Annotated in this window: 15 protein-coding genes; 8 read left to right on the forward strand and 7 right to left on the reverse strand. The window is 66.9% G+C overall.

The genetic code is table 11. The features are described from left to right. Window positions 1-155: 155 nt before the first annotated feature. Together ACWF0M_RS05760 and ACWF0M_RS05765 are read left to right on the forward strand one after the other, a co-directional pair. A complete protein-coding gene (locus tag ACWF0M_RS05760; protein WP_452234432.1) occupies window positions 156-965 on the forward strand; it encodes a hypothetical protein in 810 nt (269 codons plus the stop codon). 8 nt (window positions 966-973) lie between these two features. After that, the gene (locus ACWF0M_RS05765) at window positions 974-1,912 is read left to right on the forward strand and encodes a hypothetical protein (protein ID WP_452234433.1); all 939 of its coding nucleotides are present in this window, start codon (window positions 974-976) and stop codon (window positions 1,910-1,912) included. A 15-nt stretch (window positions 1,913-1,927) separates the two neighbouring features. On the opposite strand, the gene ACWF0M_RS05770 is transcribed toward ACWF0M_RS05765, so the two are convergent. The 5 genes from ACWF0M_RS05770 to ACWF0M_RS05790 are packed head-to-tail and all read right to left on the reverse strand — an operon-like array spanning window position 1,928 to window position 6,527. Beyond that, window positions 1,928-2,608 (reverse strand): N-acetylmannosamine-6-phosphate 2-epimerase, encoded by a 681-nt coding sequence (locus ACWF0M_RS05770; protein ID WP_452234434.1) that lies wholly within the window; start codon window positions 2,606-2,608, stop codon window positions 1,928-1,930. Beyond that, the gene (locus ACWF0M_RS05775) at window positions 2,605-3,498 is read right to left on the reverse strand and encodes an ROK family protein (RefSeq protein WP_452234435.1); all 894 of its coding nucleotides are present in this window, start codon (window positions 3,496-3,498) and stop codon (window positions 2,605-2,607) included. The genes ACWF0M_RS05770 and ACWF0M_RS05775 overlap by 4 nt, the downstream gene beginning before the upstream one ends. Continuing rightward, the gene (locus ACWF0M_RS05780) at window positions 3,495-4,307 is read right to left on the reverse strand and encodes a carbohydrate ABC transporter permease (protein ID WP_452234436.1); all 813 of its coding nucleotides are present in this window, start codon (window positions 4,305-4,307) and stop codon (window positions 3,495-3,497) included. Before ACWF0M_RS05780 ends, ACWF0M_RS05775 begins: the two co-directional genes overlap by 4 nt. Then, window positions 4,304-5,170 carry a carbohydrate ABC transporter permease gene (locus tag ACWF0M_RS05785; RefSeq protein WP_452234437.1) on the reverse strand — a complete coding sequence of 289 codons (867 nt, stop codon included), beginning with the start codon at window positions 5,168-5,170 and terminating at the stop codon, window positions 4,304-4,306. The genes ACWF0M_RS05780 and ACWF0M_RS05785 overlap by 4 nt, the downstream gene beginning before the upstream one ends. 13 nt (window positions 5,171-5,183) lie before the next feature. Continuing rightward, window positions 5,184-6,527 carry an ABC transporter substrate-binding protein gene (locus ACWF0M_RS05790; RefSeq protein ID WP_452234438.1) on the reverse strand — a complete coding sequence of 448 codons (1,344 nt, stop codon included), beginning with the start codon at window positions 6,525-6,527 and terminating at the stop codon, window positions 5,184-5,186. Between the two features lie 146 nt (window positions 6,528-6,673). Between ACWF0M_RS05790 and ACWF0M_RS05795 the strand changes: the two genes are divergently transcribed. The 4 genes from ACWF0M_RS05795 to ACWF0M_RS05810 all read left to right on the forward strand — a co-directional run bounded on the left by ACWF0M_RS05795 (window position 6,674) and on the right by ACWF0M_RS05810 (window position 9,948). Next, window positions 6,674-7,360 (forward strand): GntR family transcriptional regulator, encoded by a 687-nt coding sequence (locus ACWF0M_RS05795; protein WP_452234439.1) that lies wholly within the window; start codon window positions 6,674-6,676, stop codon window positions 7,358-7,360. A 118-nt stretch (window positions 7,361-7,478) separates the two neighbouring features. Further along, window positions 7,479-8,237, forward strand: coding sequence for an SDR family NAD(P)-dependent oxidoreductase (locus ACWF0M_RS05800; protein WP_452234440.1), 759 nt, complete (start codon window positions 7,479-7,481; stop codon window positions 8,235-8,237). After that, entirely contained in the window at window positions 8,237-9,247 is a 1,011-nt protein-coding gene (locus ACWF0M_RS05805) for a Gfo/Idh/MocA family protein (protein WP_452234441.1), read from the forward strand. Before ACWF0M_RS05800 ends, ACWF0M_RS05805 begins: the two co-directional genes overlap by 1 nt. Before the next feature lie 209 nt (window positions 9,248-9,456). Further along, entirely contained in the window at window positions 9,457-9,948 is a 492-nt protein-coding gene (locus tag ACWF0M_RS05810; RefSeq protein WP_452234442.1) for an AAA family ATPase, read from the forward strand. On the opposite strand, the gene ACWF0M_RS05815 is transcribed toward ACWF0M_RS05810, so the two are convergent. Together ACWF0M_RS05815 and ACWF0M_RS05820 are read right to left on the reverse strand one after the other, a co-directional pair. Next, window positions 9,899-11,059, reverse strand: a complete 1,161-nt coding sequence (locus tag ACWF0M_RS05815; protein ID WP_452234443.1) for a sensor histidine kinase — start codon at window positions 11,057-11,059, stop codon at window positions 9,899-9,901. The genes ACWF0M_RS05810 and ACWF0M_RS05815 overlap by 50 nt on opposite strands. Beyond that, entirely contained in the window at window positions 11,044-11,712 is a 669-nt protein-coding gene (locus tag ACWF0M_RS05820; RefSeq protein WP_452234444.1) for a response regulator transcription factor, read from the reverse strand. The genes ACWF0M_RS05815 and ACWF0M_RS05820 overlap by 16 nt, the downstream gene beginning before the upstream one ends. A gap of 108 nt (window positions 11,713-11,820) precedes the next feature. On the opposite strand from ACWF0M_RS05820, the gene ACWF0M_RS05825 reads away from it, so the two are divergent. Together ACWF0M_RS05825 and ACWF0M_RS05830 are read left to right on the forward strand one after the other, a co-directional pair. Then, complete coding sequence (locus ACWF0M_RS05825; protein WP_452234445.1) at window positions 11,821-13,818, forward strand: ArnT family glycosyltransferase; 1,998 nt, start codon at window positions 11,821-11,823, stop codon at window positions 13,816-13,818. A gap of 51 nt (window positions 13,819-13,869) precedes the next feature. Further along, window positions 13,870-14,715, forward strand: a complete 846-nt coding sequence (locus ACWF0M_RS05830; RefSeq protein WP_452234446.1) for an ABC transporter substrate-binding protein — start codon at window positions 13,870-13,872, stop codon at window positions 14,713-14,715. Window positions 14,716-14,722 lie beyond the last annotated feature (7 nt).

The raw sequence follows: 14,722 nt of genomic DNA on the forward strand, positions 1-14,722 counted from the left end.
ACCCCGAGGGGCTGGCAATGTCCGGTCGACTGAGCAAGGCGGCAGTTGCCGCAATCCTGGTACTAGGAGTCACCCCTGGGGCCGCGCAAGCGGTGGGTGCGGGAAGGTCTGCGACAACGCAGGCGTCAGCTGGTTGTTACGTCCATGTCGGATCCGTGACCGCCGCGGGTGATCACGCGGGCAAGCTGGTCACCGTCGGCGCTGCATCGACCGACAAGCCGGACATCGGTGTCTACCCGGCCGGCGCGGTCCGGGTGAGCGGGTCGATGGAAGCGGATCCGGACGTCACCGGGTACGGCGGGTGGATCGGCGGATACACCGTGCTGGGCTCGTCCATGTACGCCACCTCCTACTACCTCACCTTGGACGGGGACGTCGACCGAACCAGGCCGACGACGTACCTGGTCGGTGGCGGTTGGGGTGACACGACGTACTTCGAGACCACCCGGTTCTGGGACTATCCGAAACTGCCGAACCTGATCAGGCAGTACCAGCTGCGGGCCGACGGGACCCTGAGCCGTTGGGACATGCAGTACAACAACGCGAACGGCACGGTGAAGTGGGCGAACAAGCAGTCCGCGACCGGGTTCGGCGCGGTGAAGACGATGGCGATGATCAGCCAGACGCTGACCTACGACACCTTCCTGGCCAACACCCGCGGCGGCGCGCTCTACACGATCCGGATCCCGCGGACCTCACCGCTGAAGCCGATCGTCAAGAAGGTCCGCACCTCGACCTGGCAGGCGTTCGACGCGCTGATCGCCGAGAAGTGCGGTCGGTACGGAACGATGCTGGTCGGCATCGACAAGGACACCCAGTCCGCCTATGCGTACGCCGTCGGGCACGCGAACGGCACCGCCACCGTGATCCAGGGACTCGGCAAGGTGCCGGCCACGTTCGCCGACCCGGTGTATTTCCGGCGCCAGATCCGTCAGGGCGACGCACAGATGCTGTTCGGGGAGTGATGGTCACCATGTCCAAACGACTCAGTACGGCGGGGCGGCTGGCTGCTGCCGCCGCGCTGGTGACGGGGGTGCTGGCCGTGGCTCCGGGCGAGGCACTGGCTGCTGACACAACCGCCACCGCAGGGTGCACGATGGAGATCGGGTCGGTGACCCCCGGCGGCGATCACACGGACAGGGTGATCACTGCCGGATCGCCGGCAACCGTGCAGGAGAAGAGAAGCTATCCCGCCCTCTTTCCTGAGGGCCTGCCCAGGCTGAGCAGTCTGTTCTTCAACGACCCCGTCGTCCAGGGTTTTGGCGGCGCGTACGCCGGCCACGTGGTGATCGGCTCGGGCCTGTACAGCAGCAGCTACTTCATCACCGAATCCGGCGAGGTCGACCGAACGTACTCGCACAACTTCCGGATCGGTGGCGGCTGGGGTGACGCCACCTTCCTCGAGACGAGCTACCCGAACGATCCGGATCCCTGGGCCTTGGTCAACCATTACGCGCTGCGCAGCAACGGCACGCTGACCCGGTGGGACGACAAGGGCGGGTTCGGCTGGACCAACGCACAGTCCGCGGGTGGGTTCGCGGCGGTGAAGACGATGGTGCTGATCAGCCAGACGACGACGTACGACACCTTCCTGGCCACCACCCGGGGCGGCGCCCTCTACACGATCCGGCTTCCCCTGACCTCGCCGATGAAACCGATCGTGAAGAAGGTCCGCACCTCGACCTGGCAGGGCTTCGAGACGCTCATCGCCGAGAAGTGCGGCAACTACGGCACCCTGCTGCTCGGTATCGACAAGGACACCGGAGCGGGCTACCTGTACGCCGTGGGCCACGCCAACGGCACCGCCACCGTCATCCAGGGCCTCGGCAAGGTCCCGGCAACCTTCACCGACCCCGTCTACTTCCGCCGCGTCCTCCAGCCCGGCGACCAGCCGCTGCTGTTCGGCGAGTAACCGCCTGGGCCCGCATCAACCGCTGGCGCTCAGTTGGTCGGCGAAGGTCTGGGTGATGCGGGTGGGGTGGGTGATCGCTGTTCCGACCGCGACGGCGTACGCGCCGGCGTTGAGACAGGCCCGGGCGTCGGCGGGGTTGCGGATGCGTCCTTCGGCGATGACCGGGACGGTCACCTGCGCCACGAGTTGGGCGAGCAGGTCGAAGTCGGGGCCGCGGGTGACGGGGCGCTCGCCGGTATAGCCGGCCAGCGTGGTCCCAACGCAGTCGGCGCCCGCTGCGACGCTGTAGAGGGCGTCGTCGAGACTGCCGCAGTCGGCCATCACCAGGGCGCCGGCTGCGTGTACGGCGGCCACGGTTTCGGCCAGAGGCTGACCGTCGGGCCGGTCGCGGCGCGTGCCGTCCACGGCGACAATGTCCGCGCCGGCGGTGACACAGTCCAGCGCATCAGCGACGGTGGGCGTGATGAAGACGCCGTCGGCGCCGCGTTTGACCAGGCCGATCAGGCAAACGTCGACGAGCGGGCGAATGGCCTCGAGGTCCTCGATTCCTTGCGCCCGGACACCTTTCGCGCCACCGGCGACGACGGCCTGCGCCACGGCGGCCATGATCGTCGGCGACTGCATCGGCTCGCCGGGATAGGCCTGGCAAGAGACAACGAGCTGACCCTTGATCGAGGCGAGTCGCGGGTCGGTCATGCGCTCATCCTCCTCATCACATAGTGCGCGGCGCCACGTAACGCGGTCTCGGCGCCGGCAGCGGAGATCTCGAGCCGCGTGCCCGAGACGGACGGAATCAGGGTGTCCTCGTACGCCGCCCGGAGCGCCGACTCCCACGGATCGCCTGCACGGGCGACACTTCCGGCGACAACGACGAGCTCCGGGTCGACGGCGTTCACGAGTCCACCGGCCGCCGCGCCAAGCGCCGTACCGCCGGTTGTCAGAGCGGCCACAGCCACCTTGTCTGCCGGGCGACCGATCAGCTCGCGGGTCGTCGTGATGGCAGGGTCGCCGCCGTGGGCGTGGTACCAGACGAGGATTCCGTGGCCGCTGGCAACGGCTTCGAGATGGCCGGTTCGCCCGCAAGGACAGGGCATTCCGGCCGCTTCGGGTACGACGACATGCCCGAGGTGACCGCCGGCGTGATGCGCGCCGAGGACCGGATCCCCGGCGACGATCAGACTTCCTCCGATGCCCGTGCCGGCCACGAGGACGAGCAGATTGGTCGCCTCGAACTCGAGCGACAGACCGACACCGAAGGCGTTGCCGTCACCGAGCACCCAGGTCGGCAGATCGAGTTTCTCGGACACGAGGGCCGCCAGAGGTGTCCCACCCCAACCCGAGAGGCTGCTAGTCGCGGCGAGCACGGTTCCGGTCGTCGTGTCGACCACACCCGCTGTCGAGATGGCAACGGCGATGTCGTCGGGTTGTTGCAGGGAGGCGAGCAGAGCAGCGGTCGCATCGACGACGCTGCGTGCTCCCTGTGCGGCCGGGGTCCGGGTTTGGCGGAGTTCCGCGCAGACAGTGCCGTCGCTGTCGACGCGGGTCGCGGCGATCTTGGTTCCGCCGATGTCGGCGACGAGGATCATCCCTTCACCGCGCCGGCCGACAGACCACTGACCAGGTACCGCTGGGCGAACACGGCGAAGAGCACTGGCGGCAGCGTGGACAGAATCGCGGTCGCCGAGATGTCGCCCCAGCGGATGCCGGTGCTGGTCACGAAGTTCGCGGCGCCGAGCGTGATCGGGGTGGCGTTCGACGACGACAGTACGAGAGCGAACAGGTAGTCGTTCCACGAGAAGATGAAGACCAGGACCGCCACCGCGACGAGCGACGGGGCGAGGATCGGCATCAGCACCGACCAGAGGATCCGGTACGTGTTCGCGCCGTCGACCTTGGCGGCCTCCTCCACCTCGATCGGCAGGTCCCGGAATCCCGCCGACAGCAAGATGATCGCCAGCGGCAGGTTGAGGAAGGTGTTGGCCAGGATCAGGCCCGGGACGGTGTCGAGCAGGCCCAGGTTCGACATCAGCAGGAAATACGGTACGGCGAAGAAGATTGCCGGAAGCAACCGTAGTCCGCTGGCCGCGTTCATGATGAAGCGGCCGCCGAACCCCAGCCGGATCGCGGCGTACGTGCTCGGGATCGCGATCAGCAGTACGAGCACGACCGCGCCGCCCGCGATCAGCCCCGAATTGAGGAAGAAGCGCGGGAAGTCGTAGCCCGCGGCACCTAGTGCGTTGGCGTAGTGGTCGGTCGTCGGCGTCCCGATGGCGGTGGCGCCCCGGGAGATGTCGCCGTCGGACCTGAAACTGACGAAGAGCGTGTTGAACCACGGAACGTTCACCGCGACCGCGATCAGACCGACCGCTACCGTCGTACCCCAGAGGCGTCTCATCGCTGCGCCCCCACGATTCGCTTGACGAAGATCGGGACGAACGGCAGCAGGACGATCATCACGATCGTGGACGCCGCCGCGGCCAGGCCGAACTGCCCGGATTCGAACGCGGTCTTGTAGATGTAGATGCTCATCGTGGTCGTCTTCGTCCCGGGACCGCCGGCCGTCAGCACGTAGATCACGTCGAAGGTCCGAAGCGCGTCGATCAGCCGCAGGAACACTGCCGCGAAGATGATCGGCTTCATGATCGGCACGACGATCGAGCGCAGAATCCGGAGCCGCCCGGCGCCGTCGACCTGCGCCGCCTCCAGTACGTCGGTCGGGAAGGACTGCAGACCGGCGTACATGATGAGGAACGCGAACGGAGTCCACTGCAGGATGTCCAGCAGGACCAGCAGCGGGACCACGGTGTTCGGCGCGAACAAGGAGATGTCCAGCCCGACGCTGCGCAGTACCGCCGGGACCAGGCCGATGTCACCGTTGAGCAGCAGCCGGAACATCACGCCGAGCAGCGCGGGCGCCACCATGATCGGCACCAGCAGCATGGTGAAGAAGACCTTCTTGCCGGGAAACTCCCGGTTCACGAGCAGTGCTAGCCCGAAGCCCAGCACCGTCTCGATCGCGGTCACCGCCACCGCGAACAGCGCGGTGAAGCGCGCGGCAGCGAGGAACCCGGGGTCGGTCAGGACCGTGCCGAAGTTCGCGAGCCCGGTGAACAGCGTCTCCGGGTTCTGCAGCGACAACCCGTAGAAGCCGGTCTGGATCCCTTGGTACACCGGGTAGGCCACGAAGATCAGCGCGAAGATGATCAGCGGCGAACCCAGCAGCCATTTCGGCAGGCGGGACGTGGTCGATGTCCTCAACGTGATTCCTCCGTCAGCCCAGCAGCTTCTGCAGCGACGCGTTCGCCGTCTTCAGCGCCGTACCGGCGTCCTGCTGGCCGACCCACGCACCGCTCAGGGACTCGGCGAGCTTGCTGTAGGCCTGGAAGGTGTTCGGGAACACCGGCACCGAGTAGCCGTACTTGTCGATCGAGTCCGCGATCTGCCCGAACGCCGGATTGATCGCAGTGTTCTCCTTCAGTACGGCGGGCATCGCCGGGATACCGCCTGCCTTCGCGTACGCCGTCATCGCCTCCGACGTCGCCAGGTAGTCGAGGAACTTGGTCGCGGCGCCCTTGTTCCCGGAGTACTTGTTCAACGCCACCGCCAGCGCGTGCACGTGGGTCTTGTGACCCGGCACCGGCGCGATCGCGATCTTGCCGGCCACCAGCGGCGACTTCGTCTTGTCGTTCAGCTCCGCGAACCCGGCCGACCACTGCAGCGCGAACGCCGTCTTCCCGGCCTTGAGCGCGGCCTGGGTCTCGGGGAACTCGGCCTGCGAGCTGTCCTTGGACGTCCAGCCGTTCTTGTAGATCGTGCTGTAGACCCCGACCGCCTTGGTCGCCGCCGGGCTGTCCAGGTTGGCCTTGCCGTCGGCGGTGGTCCAGGAGCCGCCCTCGCCCCAGAGCACGTCGTCCCAGATCATCGTGTTGTAGAGCAGGTTCTTGGCCTGCAGGATCGTGCCGTACTGCGTCGGCGAGGACGGGTTCGCGGTCTTGCTGAACCAGGCCGCCATCGCGATGTAGTCGTTCCAGTCCCAGTCCGCCGCGGGTTTCGGGTCACGCTTCTCGCCGATCGCCTTCGCGGCCACCGCCTCGTACGCCGGCCACTGGTTCTTGGCCGCGAGCAGCACGTCGACCAGGTCCTTGCGGTACAGCAGGAAGTGGTTCGAGACGTCCAGCGGCAGGGCGTACTGCTTGTCCTGGTACTTCAGGCCGTCGACTGCCACCGGGAAGTAGTTGCTGGAGTCTACGGTCGTGAGCGGGTCGAGCGAGTTCGCGTACTGGCCGACGTTGTAGCTCGCGACGAAGTAGATGTCCTGCTGGCTCGACTTGGCCGCCATCAGCGTCGCCTCCTTGGAGAAGGTGTCCTGACGCGACAACAGGGTCATGTCGACCTTGATCTTGTCCTTGGCGCCCTGACCGGCGTTGTAGGCCTCGACTACCTTGCCCATGGCATCACCCTCGGGCCCCGGCCACAGCACCATCTTCACGGTGCCGCTCCCGCTGCCCTGCTCCCCACCCGCACTGCCGGCCTTCGACCCGGTACTGGGCGTGCAGCCCGCGACCACTCCCGCCAAGACGATCGCCGCCAGGACGGCGAGCCTTCGTTCACGCATCAGAACCTCCAGGGACGATATCCCTAGGGTATTCTGATTACCATAGGGTTGATTGGAAGGTAGCAGACCCGCCGCGGCATGCCAAGCGGATCCCGGATGTTGATTGCACTAGGGTTGGGGCCTGCGTCGAACGAGGGGAACCGTCCGTGGCACACAAGTACGAAGAGATCCTTCAGGACCTGTCCGGACGGATCGCGACGCTCGAGGCCGGGGCGCGGATCCCGACCGAGAAGGAGCTCGCCGCCGAGTTCGGCGCGTCGACGATGACGGTACGGCGTGCGCTCCAGATCCTGACCCAGAACGGCCAGCTGCGCGGCGTACCCGGCCGTGGCACCTTCGTCGCCCATCCCCGCGTCACCAAGATGATGGGCAGCGCCGCGTCGTTCACCGACACGATGCGTTCGTCCGGCCGCCGGCCGAGCAGCGTGCTGGTGGAGGCGACCGTACGGCGCTCGACGGCCGAGGAAGCCGAGTGGTTCGAGGCCCCCGAAGGTTCGCAGGTGTACTCGATCAAACGGGTGCGGCTGGGAGACGGCGTACCGCTGGGGTTCGAGGTCAGCACCTTGTCGGCACCTCTGCTTCCGGGACTGCTGGCGGTGAACCTCGAGCAATCCCTCTACGACACGCTCACCACGCAGTACGGCATCACCATCGTGCGGAAGAGCATCGTCGTCTCGACCCGCTTACCCCACCCCGAAGAGACCGAACACCTACGCATCGAGCCGACCCTCCCCTGCCTGCAAACGATCGTCACCTCCGAAACCGCCACCGGCCAACTCTTCGAACACACCATCTCCACCTTCCGCGGCGACCTCTACGAAATCTCCCTCTGACCGCACCAGACTCATCTTTGAGAACCCACCAACCATCTCGACGGCCCCAGAATGGTTGGTGCGTTCACAAAGACCACCAGAGCGGGGCATAGGTACACGAAAGGACGTCATGAACGCTATGCAGAAGTTCTCTCTCGAGGGCAAGGTTGCTTTGGTTACCGGTGGGAATCGGGGGCTTGGGCGGGCGATGGCCGAGGCGCTCGGTGACGCGGGGGCGGCGGTGGCGGTGACGGCGCGGACGCTCGCAGCGGCTGAGGCCGCCGCGGACGAACTGCGTACGCTCGGCATTCGCGCGTACGGCGTACAGCTCGAGGTGTCCGATGTCGAGGACGTCGAACGTGCGGTCGAGCAGGTGAGCACCGAATTCGGCGAGATCGACGTGTTGCTCAACAACGCCGGCATCGGCGTCGCCGGCCGGGCCTTCGAGACGCCTGATGAAGCCTGGCACGAGGTGTTCTCCGTCAACGTCGACGGCGTCTGGTACTGCAGTCGTGCGGTCGGACGCCGGATGGCGGAGCGAGGCGGAGGCACCATCGTCAACGTCGGCTCCATGTCGGCCGAGATCGTGAACCAGCCCCGCTGGCAGGCGTCGTACCTGTCGTCGAAGGCCGCCGTACATCAGCTGACCAAGGCGCTGGCGGCCGAGTGGGCGCCGCACGGGATCCGCGTGAACGCGATGGCGCCGGGGTACTTCCTCACGGAGATGTCGCCCGTCGACCAGCCGGAGTTCAAGCAGTGGTGCGTCGATCCCGCCGCCCTGAAGCGCTACGGTTTGCCGCCGGAGCTGGGGCCGGTGGCGATCTTCCTGGCGAGCGAGGCGTCCAGTTTCATGACCGGCTCTGTCGTCAAGGTCGACGGCGGCTTCACACTGTTCTGATGGTCACCATAGGCATTGTCGGCGCCGGGTTGCGCGGGAGACTGTTCGCCGAGGCACTCCGAGGGCAGCCGGACGTCACCGTCGTCGGGCTCGCGGAGGCCTCGGCCAAGGTCGCCGAGGAGGCTCGCGACGCCACCGGCCTGCCCGTCATCGCGTCGCACACCGAGTTGCTCGAGGCATTCGATCCGGACGCCGTGATCGTGGCGACCCCTGACTTCGCGCACCGCCAGATCGCCATCGACGTGGCTGATGCCGGCAAGCATCTCCTGATCGAGAAGCCGGTCGCCACCAACCGGGACGATGCCCTCGCCATAGCCGCGGCGGTTCACCGCTCCGGCGTTCGGTGCCTCGTCGGCTTCGAGAACCGCTGGAATCCCCATGTGGTGCAGGCCAAGGCGGCGATGGCGAGCGTTGGTGAACCGATCACGGCATCGGCCACCCTGAGCAACTCCTTCTTCGTGCCGACCACCATGCTCTCGTGGGCGGCGCAGTCGTCGCCGGCCTGGTTCCTCATGCCGCACACGCTCGATCTCCTGCTGTGGCTCACTGGCAGGACGCCTGTTTCGGTGAGCGCGGTGGGGTCGCGTGGCGTCCTCGCCAAGCGCGGCATCGACACCTGGGACGTCGTACATGCGCTGCTCAGCTTCGACGATGGTTCGACGGCGACGCTCTCCTCCGCGTGGACGCTCCCGGATGCCGGTGACGGCATCGTCGACTTCCGGTTCCAGGTGATCGGCACCGAGGGGTCGGTGACCGCGGACCTGTCGCATCAGGGCCTCACCGTGGTGAGCGACAAGTACCGGTCGGCGTGGCCGGTCTCCGGCCGGATCGGACGATCACAGGTCGGCCCTGCCGTGTGGATGGTGCAGGACTTCGCGGCCGGACTCGTCGACGGCGGCGACCTCGGACCGGATATCGACCACGGCGTACTCGTCACCCAGATCATCTGCGCGATCGAAGACGCAATCAGCACCGGCCAGACGACGCAGTTGACCGCCCCGACCAACTAGTACTACAGCCGGACTTCGTGATGTCGGCGCGTGCCCGGACGTGTGTCACTCACCATCCGATCGCAGCCGTCCGGGATCAGACGTGAGGTTGGGGAGGATTTTGTGCCCGATTCGGCGCAAAATCCTCCCCAGGTCAGGTCGTGCACCCGGGCTGGAGCTCCTGTCGCGACGTCCGGCTGACTAGGACGGCCTGGATAGACTGGGTTTATATGATCTTCTGGGTGGGTGGTCCGGCGGGCGCGGGGAAGACGACGGTCAGTCGGTTGCTTGCGCGGAAGTACGGGTTTCTTTGGTACAGCGTGGATGCTCATGCTTCCGACCACGAGGAGCGGGCGGCTGCGGCTGGGCTTCATGTCCTCGGGACCGGTCCGGGGGAGTTCGATCGTGGGCCGATGATTCTGGAAGATGTCTTGCCTGTGGAGACATCAGTTGTTGTCGAAGGCGCCTTTGTCACTCCCGCGATGGCTGGGGTCGCCGAGAATGCCGTGTGGTTGATGCCTTCTAAGGACGAGCAGCTCGCGCGGTTGGAAGGCAGGAATCCGGGTGGCGACCACAGCGGTCTGGTCTGGGGTTGGGAGCTGGTACGAAGCCAGCTCGAGGGGACCGACGCACGCGTCATCCTGGTCGACGGTCAGACAGTCGAGCAGACACTCAAGGCAGTCGAGCAGAGCTTCGGTGCTCTGCTGGGAAGCGGAGGGTGATGTCCAGGCCGCCAGTCGGACGGGCGGTGGTGGTGATCTCGCCGTCGTGCGCGGTGACGATCGCGTGCACGATGGACAGGCCTAGTCCGGCGCCTGCTTCGGTGTGCAGACGAGCGCCGTCGCCACGGACGAACGGTTCGAGCAGGCGGTGCGCCTGGTCCGGTGTGACCACGGTGCCGCTGTTGCCGATTCGCAGTACCGCAAGGCCGTTCTCGCGGCCGGTGGCGATGTCGATCCGGCCGCCAGGGTGGTTGTAGGCGATCGCGTTGTCGACCAGGTTGCCGACCATGCGTTCGATCAGGACCGGTACGCCGGTGATCGGCGCGGGCAGCAGGTCGGTGTGCACGGTGAGGTCGCGGGGGCGTGCTGTCTCGAGTATGGTCGTCACGACGTCGGCGAGGTCGACCAGGTGCCTCGCGCCGGAGCCGGCCTGGCTGCGGGACAGTTCGAGGAGTCCGTCGAGCGTGCGCTGACTGTGCTCGACCGCGGCTTTGATGTCACGCGTCATGCTGAGCAGCTCGTCGGCGTCGGGCCGGCCGTCGAGTGTGACGTCGATGGCGGTGCGCATCGTGGTCAGCGGCGTACGCAGCTCGTGCGCGGCGTTGGCGGTGAACATGCGCTGGCTCTGCAGCACCAGATCGCGCTCGGCGATGCCTTGCTGGATGCGATCCAGCATCCCGTTGATGGTGCCGGCCAGGGTGGTGAGTTCGTCGGCGGGTGTGGTGACCGGCACTCGTTCGGAGAGGTTCTCCAGGGACAGTCGCTTGGCCGTCGCCGAGATGCTCCGGATCGGTCTCAGCACGCGTCCCGCGACCAGCCAGCCCAGTACGGCGGCCAGCACGGTGACCACCGTCAACGCGATCGCGGACTGGGTCAGGAACGCGGACAACGTCGCTTCCTGCAGTTTCTGGCTGACCTGATGGGTGTCTTGCGGCAGCGGCGGGAGCGGACCGGGAGTACCGTCCACGTTGAAGATCACGACTGCGAGCCGCCGACCCACCGCCCGGCGCATCAGCAGGTAGGTCAAGGTGGTGAGAACGATGCCGGCGGCAAGGACCATGCCGGTGTACAGGACCGTCAGCCGGGCCCGGGCGGTCAGGTGGAGGCGCATGTGCTGATCCGGTAGCCGGCGCTGGTCACGGTCTCGATCAGCGGTGGATCGCCGAGCTTACGGCGCAGCGTGCCGATCGCGATCCGGACCGCGTTCGTGAACGGGTCGGCGTGCTCGTCCCAGACCTTGTCGAGCAGAGTCTCGGCGCTGACCACATCGCCACCGGCTGCCAGCAGTTGCTCCAGCACCCCGAACTCCTTGGGCGTCAAGTAGAGCGGCCGGCCCGCGCGTTCCGCCGTACGCCGGGCTGGGTCGAGGGACACGTCACCGGCTCGCAGGATCGGGGGCCGGGCGGGTGTGCTGCGCCGGGCGAGCGCCCCGACACGGGCGATCAGTTCGGAGAACGCGAACGGTTTGCCCAGGTAGTCGTCCGCGCCCAGGGCCAGCCCGTCGACCCGGTCCTCGACCGCACCGGACGCGGTGAGCATCAGGATCCGAGCGGTGCCGGTCTCGGCGAGCTGCCGGCACACTGCGTCCCCGTGCAGCACCGGGAGATCCCGGTCCAGTACGACGACGTCGTACGGCGTGACCTCGCACTTGTCGAGTGCGGTCCGGCCGTCGTACGCGATGTCGACCGCGTAGCCGTGTTTGCGTAGCCCGGTCGCGACGTACTTCGCCAACGGTTGCTCGTCCTCGACCAACAGAATCCGCACCAGCACATCATCGCAGCCGGAACCTATGGATTTGTTATGGAACAACCATCGGTCACCCATCGGTCGCCATCGGTAGACCTAGCGCATGACCACGGGAAGGGACGAATGATGGCGGCGTTGCTGACGGCAAGGAACCGGTGGCGGACCTGGGCACTGGTAGCGATCTGCCTACTCGCCGGGTTGCTGTACCTCTGGGAGATCGGCGGCGGCCAACTGGGCAACACCTACTACTCGGCCGCGGTCAGGTCGATGACCGACAGCTTCTCCAACTTCCTCTTCGGGTCGTTCGATCCGTACGGCGTGATCACCGTCGACAAGCCGCCGATGGCCCTCTGGCCGCAGGTGATCTCCGTCCTGATCTTCGGCTTCCACGGTTGGTCGGTACTCCTGCCGCAGGTGATCGAAGGTGTCGCGGGAGTGTTCCTGCTCCATCGCACGGTGCGTTTGTGGGCCGGTGAGAACGTCGCCCTGCTCGCCGCGCTGATCTTCGCGATCACCCCGGTCACGGTCGTCATCAACCGCGACAACAACCCCGACACGTTGCTGGTCCTGCTCCTGGTCGCCGCGGCGTACGCCGTGACGCGCTCGGTGCAGGCGGCCTCGACGCGTCGCCGTACGACGTGGTTGTTGTGGTGCGCGTTCTTCGTCGGCTGCGGGTTCCTCACGAAGATGCTGCAGGCGTGGATCGTCGTACCGGCCATCGTCCTCGCCTTCCTGGTCGGGGCGACAGGGCCGATGAAGCGGCGCATCCTCGACCTGCTCGGTGCGGGCGGTGTGCTGGTGCTGTCGTCGTTCTGGTGGGTCGCCCTGCATGACTGGTGGCCGGGGAGCAAGCCGTACATCGGCGGCAGCGCGGACGGTTCCGCGTGGGATCTGATCGTCGGGTACAACGGTCTCGGGCGCATCTCCGGCGGTGATCAGGGTGGCGGAATGGTTATCGGCTCGCCGAACGGTGAGATGAAGACCAGCTCGTTCGGTGGGGATCCCGGGCTGTTCCGGATGTTCAACGACGTTGTCGGCGGGCAGATCTCGTGGCTGCTGCCGTTGGCGTTGTTCGTGCTGGTTGTCGTATCAGTGGCCGGTGTACGGGCGATGCGTCGCGAAGCGACCGGGGATCGGGCGGGCTGGTTCCTGTGGGGCGGTTGGTTGCTGATCCACGCGGCCGTCTTCAGCTTCGCGAAGGGGATCATGCATCCGTACTACACGACCGCGATGGCGCCGGCAATCGCCGCGATCTGCGCAGCCGGGATTGCGGTGTTGTGGCGGTGGTACCGAGAGTCGGTGGCCTGGGCGCTGCTGCCGGTCGGCATCGCGATCACCGCGGCGTGGGGGTTCGTGCTGGTCTCCCGCGATACGAGTTGGTATGGCTGGTGCCGATGGGCCGTTGTCGTCATCGCGGGCGCTGCCGTCATCGGTCTGGTCGTCGGGCGAGTGTCTCCAGTACGTCGTACCGTCATCGGACGCCCCGCAGTGGCCCTCGCCCTCAGCTCGCTCCTACTGACCCCGGGCGTCTGGTCGATTGCGGCCGCCACCGTCAATGCCAACGGCAACACTCCCGCCGCCGGACCAGCAACGGCCGGCGGTCTCCCCGCCGCCCCGCCCATCGTCACCGGCCCAGCGGGCCAGCCACGTGACGGTCGGCAGCCGCAGATGGTGACGATCGGCGGTGGGTCCGGGGAGACGAAGCTGACCGATGAGCAGCGGCGGATCCTCGAGTACGCCGAGAGCAACGGCGACGACGCCGATATCGCGCTGGCAGTCAACGGCGCATCCGGTGCGGTCGCTCCTTTCATCATGGAGACCGACGCCATGGTGATCGGCATGGGCGGTTTCGGCGGTCAGGACGACGTACCCTCCACGAACCAGCTCCAGGACTGGGTGAGCGACGGCACCCTTCGCTACATTCTCAGCGCGGCGCCCGGCCAGCAGACGCAACCAATGCCGACGAACAGCCTCCGTGCAGCCGTACAGCAGAAACGGCAAGCCTGGATCGAGCAGCATTGCACCGTGGTGCCCCCCGCGACCTACGGCAGCAAGCCCGCCGCCGGGCGTCCAACCGTCCTTGGCGGCACACCTGACACGCTGTATCGCTGCGGTCGGCGGTGAGACGACTGATGATGGTCTCTGCGTGCAACTCGACGGGAGGAATGTGCCGGCATGGATTCCAGTGGTTGGTGGTTCGACGATGATCGGCAGCAGCACCTCGCGCTGGCCGGTCGCCCTGCGCGGGTGCTCGCGTACGCGCAGGCTGCGCAAACGCTGCAGCAGCTCGGCGTACCGGTCGTGGGGTACTTCGGCTCCCAGCATCACGCGGAGAGCGGAGCCGTATCGGCAGGCCTGGACGTGCCTTGCGTCGGCTCCGGTGACGGCATCGACCTCAGCCTGGTGGAGTCCCTGCGTCCCGATCTCGTGGTGGGCGTCACCTACGCGGGTGAGGTGTACGGCGTCACGCCGCCTGTGGCCGGCGAACTCGAAGCCCTCGCGCCCAGCCTGCTGATCGGCGTCGCCGGAGAACGGACGCTCCAATCCGTCATCGGTCGCTTTCACGAACTGGCGCAAGCACTGACCGCGGACGATCTCGCGGACGAAGAAGCTGACCTCACATCGGCGATCGGCGCCCTCGGCAACAAGCTCACCCAGAATCCGCCGGTGCGAGTGACTGCACTGTCGGGCGGCACCGAAACCGACGCCTATGTGGCGAATCCGGCGTACTGGCCGAGCCTGCGCCTGCTCGCCGACGCAGGCGTCCAGTTCACGCCGACCACCACGGCAGGCGGGTGGGAGGTAGTGAAGTGGACCGAGCTCGCCACCGACCATCCCGCCGACCTCGTGCTGTACGACCGGCGTCCGAACTCACTGGGCGCCGATCGTCTGTCCGGCATCCCCGGGTGGTCCGAGGTCCCAGGCGTCCGCACCGGCAAGGTGCTGTTCTGGGATCCCGAACCACCGCTGACCTTCGCAGCCGCCGCCGCGTTCGTCACCACCGTCGCCGAACACCACTAGCGCTATC

The sequence above is a fragment of the Kribbella sp. NPDC055110 genome (genome assembly GCF_053607525.1).

Excerpts from the sequence above, each read along its gene's own strand:
- ACWF0M_RS05800 (WP_452234440.1), top strand. The coding sequence starts at position 7,479 with ATGCAGAAGTTCTCTCTCGAGGGCAAGGTTGCTTTGGTTACCGGTGGG.
- ACWF0M_RS05790 (WP_452234438.1), bottom strand. The coding sequence starts at position 6,527 with ATGCGTGAACGAAGGCTCGCCGTCCTGGCGGCGATCGTCTTGGCGGGA.
- ACWF0M_RS05825 (WP_452234445.1), top strand. The coding sequence starts at position 11,821 with ATGGCGGCGTTGCTGACGGCAAGGAACCGGTGGCGGACCTGGGCACTG.
- ACWF0M_RS05815 (WP_452234443.1), bottom strand. The coding sequence starts at position 11,059 with ATGCGCCTCCACCTGACCGCCCGGGCCCGGCTGACGGTCCTGTACACC.
- ACWF0M_RS05765 (WP_452234433.1), top strand. The coding sequence starts at position 974 with ATGTCCAAACGACTCAGTACGGCGGGGCGGCTGGCTGCTGCCGCCGCG.
- ACWF0M_RS05810 (WP_452234442.1), top strand. The coding sequence starts at position 9,457 with ATGATCTTCTGGGTGGGTGGTCCGGCGGGCGCGGGGAAGACGACGGTC.
- ACWF0M_RS05770 (WP_452234434.1), bottom strand. The coding sequence starts at position 2,608 with ATGACCGACCCGCGACTCGCCTCGATCAAGGGTCAGCTCGTTGTCTCT.
- ACWF0M_RS05830 (WP_452234446.1), top strand. The coding sequence starts at position 13,870 with ATGGATTCCAGTGGTTGGTGGTTCGACGATGATCGGCAGCAGCACCTC.
- ACWF0M_RS05805 (WP_452234441.1), top strand. The coding sequence starts at position 8,237 with ATGGTCACCATAGGCATTGTCGGCGCCGGGTTGCGCGGGAGACTGTTC.
- ACWF0M_RS05775 (WP_452234435.1), bottom strand. The coding sequence starts at position 3,498 with ATGATCCTCGTCGCCGACATCGGCGGAACCAAGATCGCCGCGACCCGC.
- ACWF0M_RS05780 (WP_452234436.1), bottom strand. The coding sequence starts at position 4,307 with ATGAGACGCCTCTGGGGTACGACGGTAGCGGTCGGTCTGATCGCGGTC.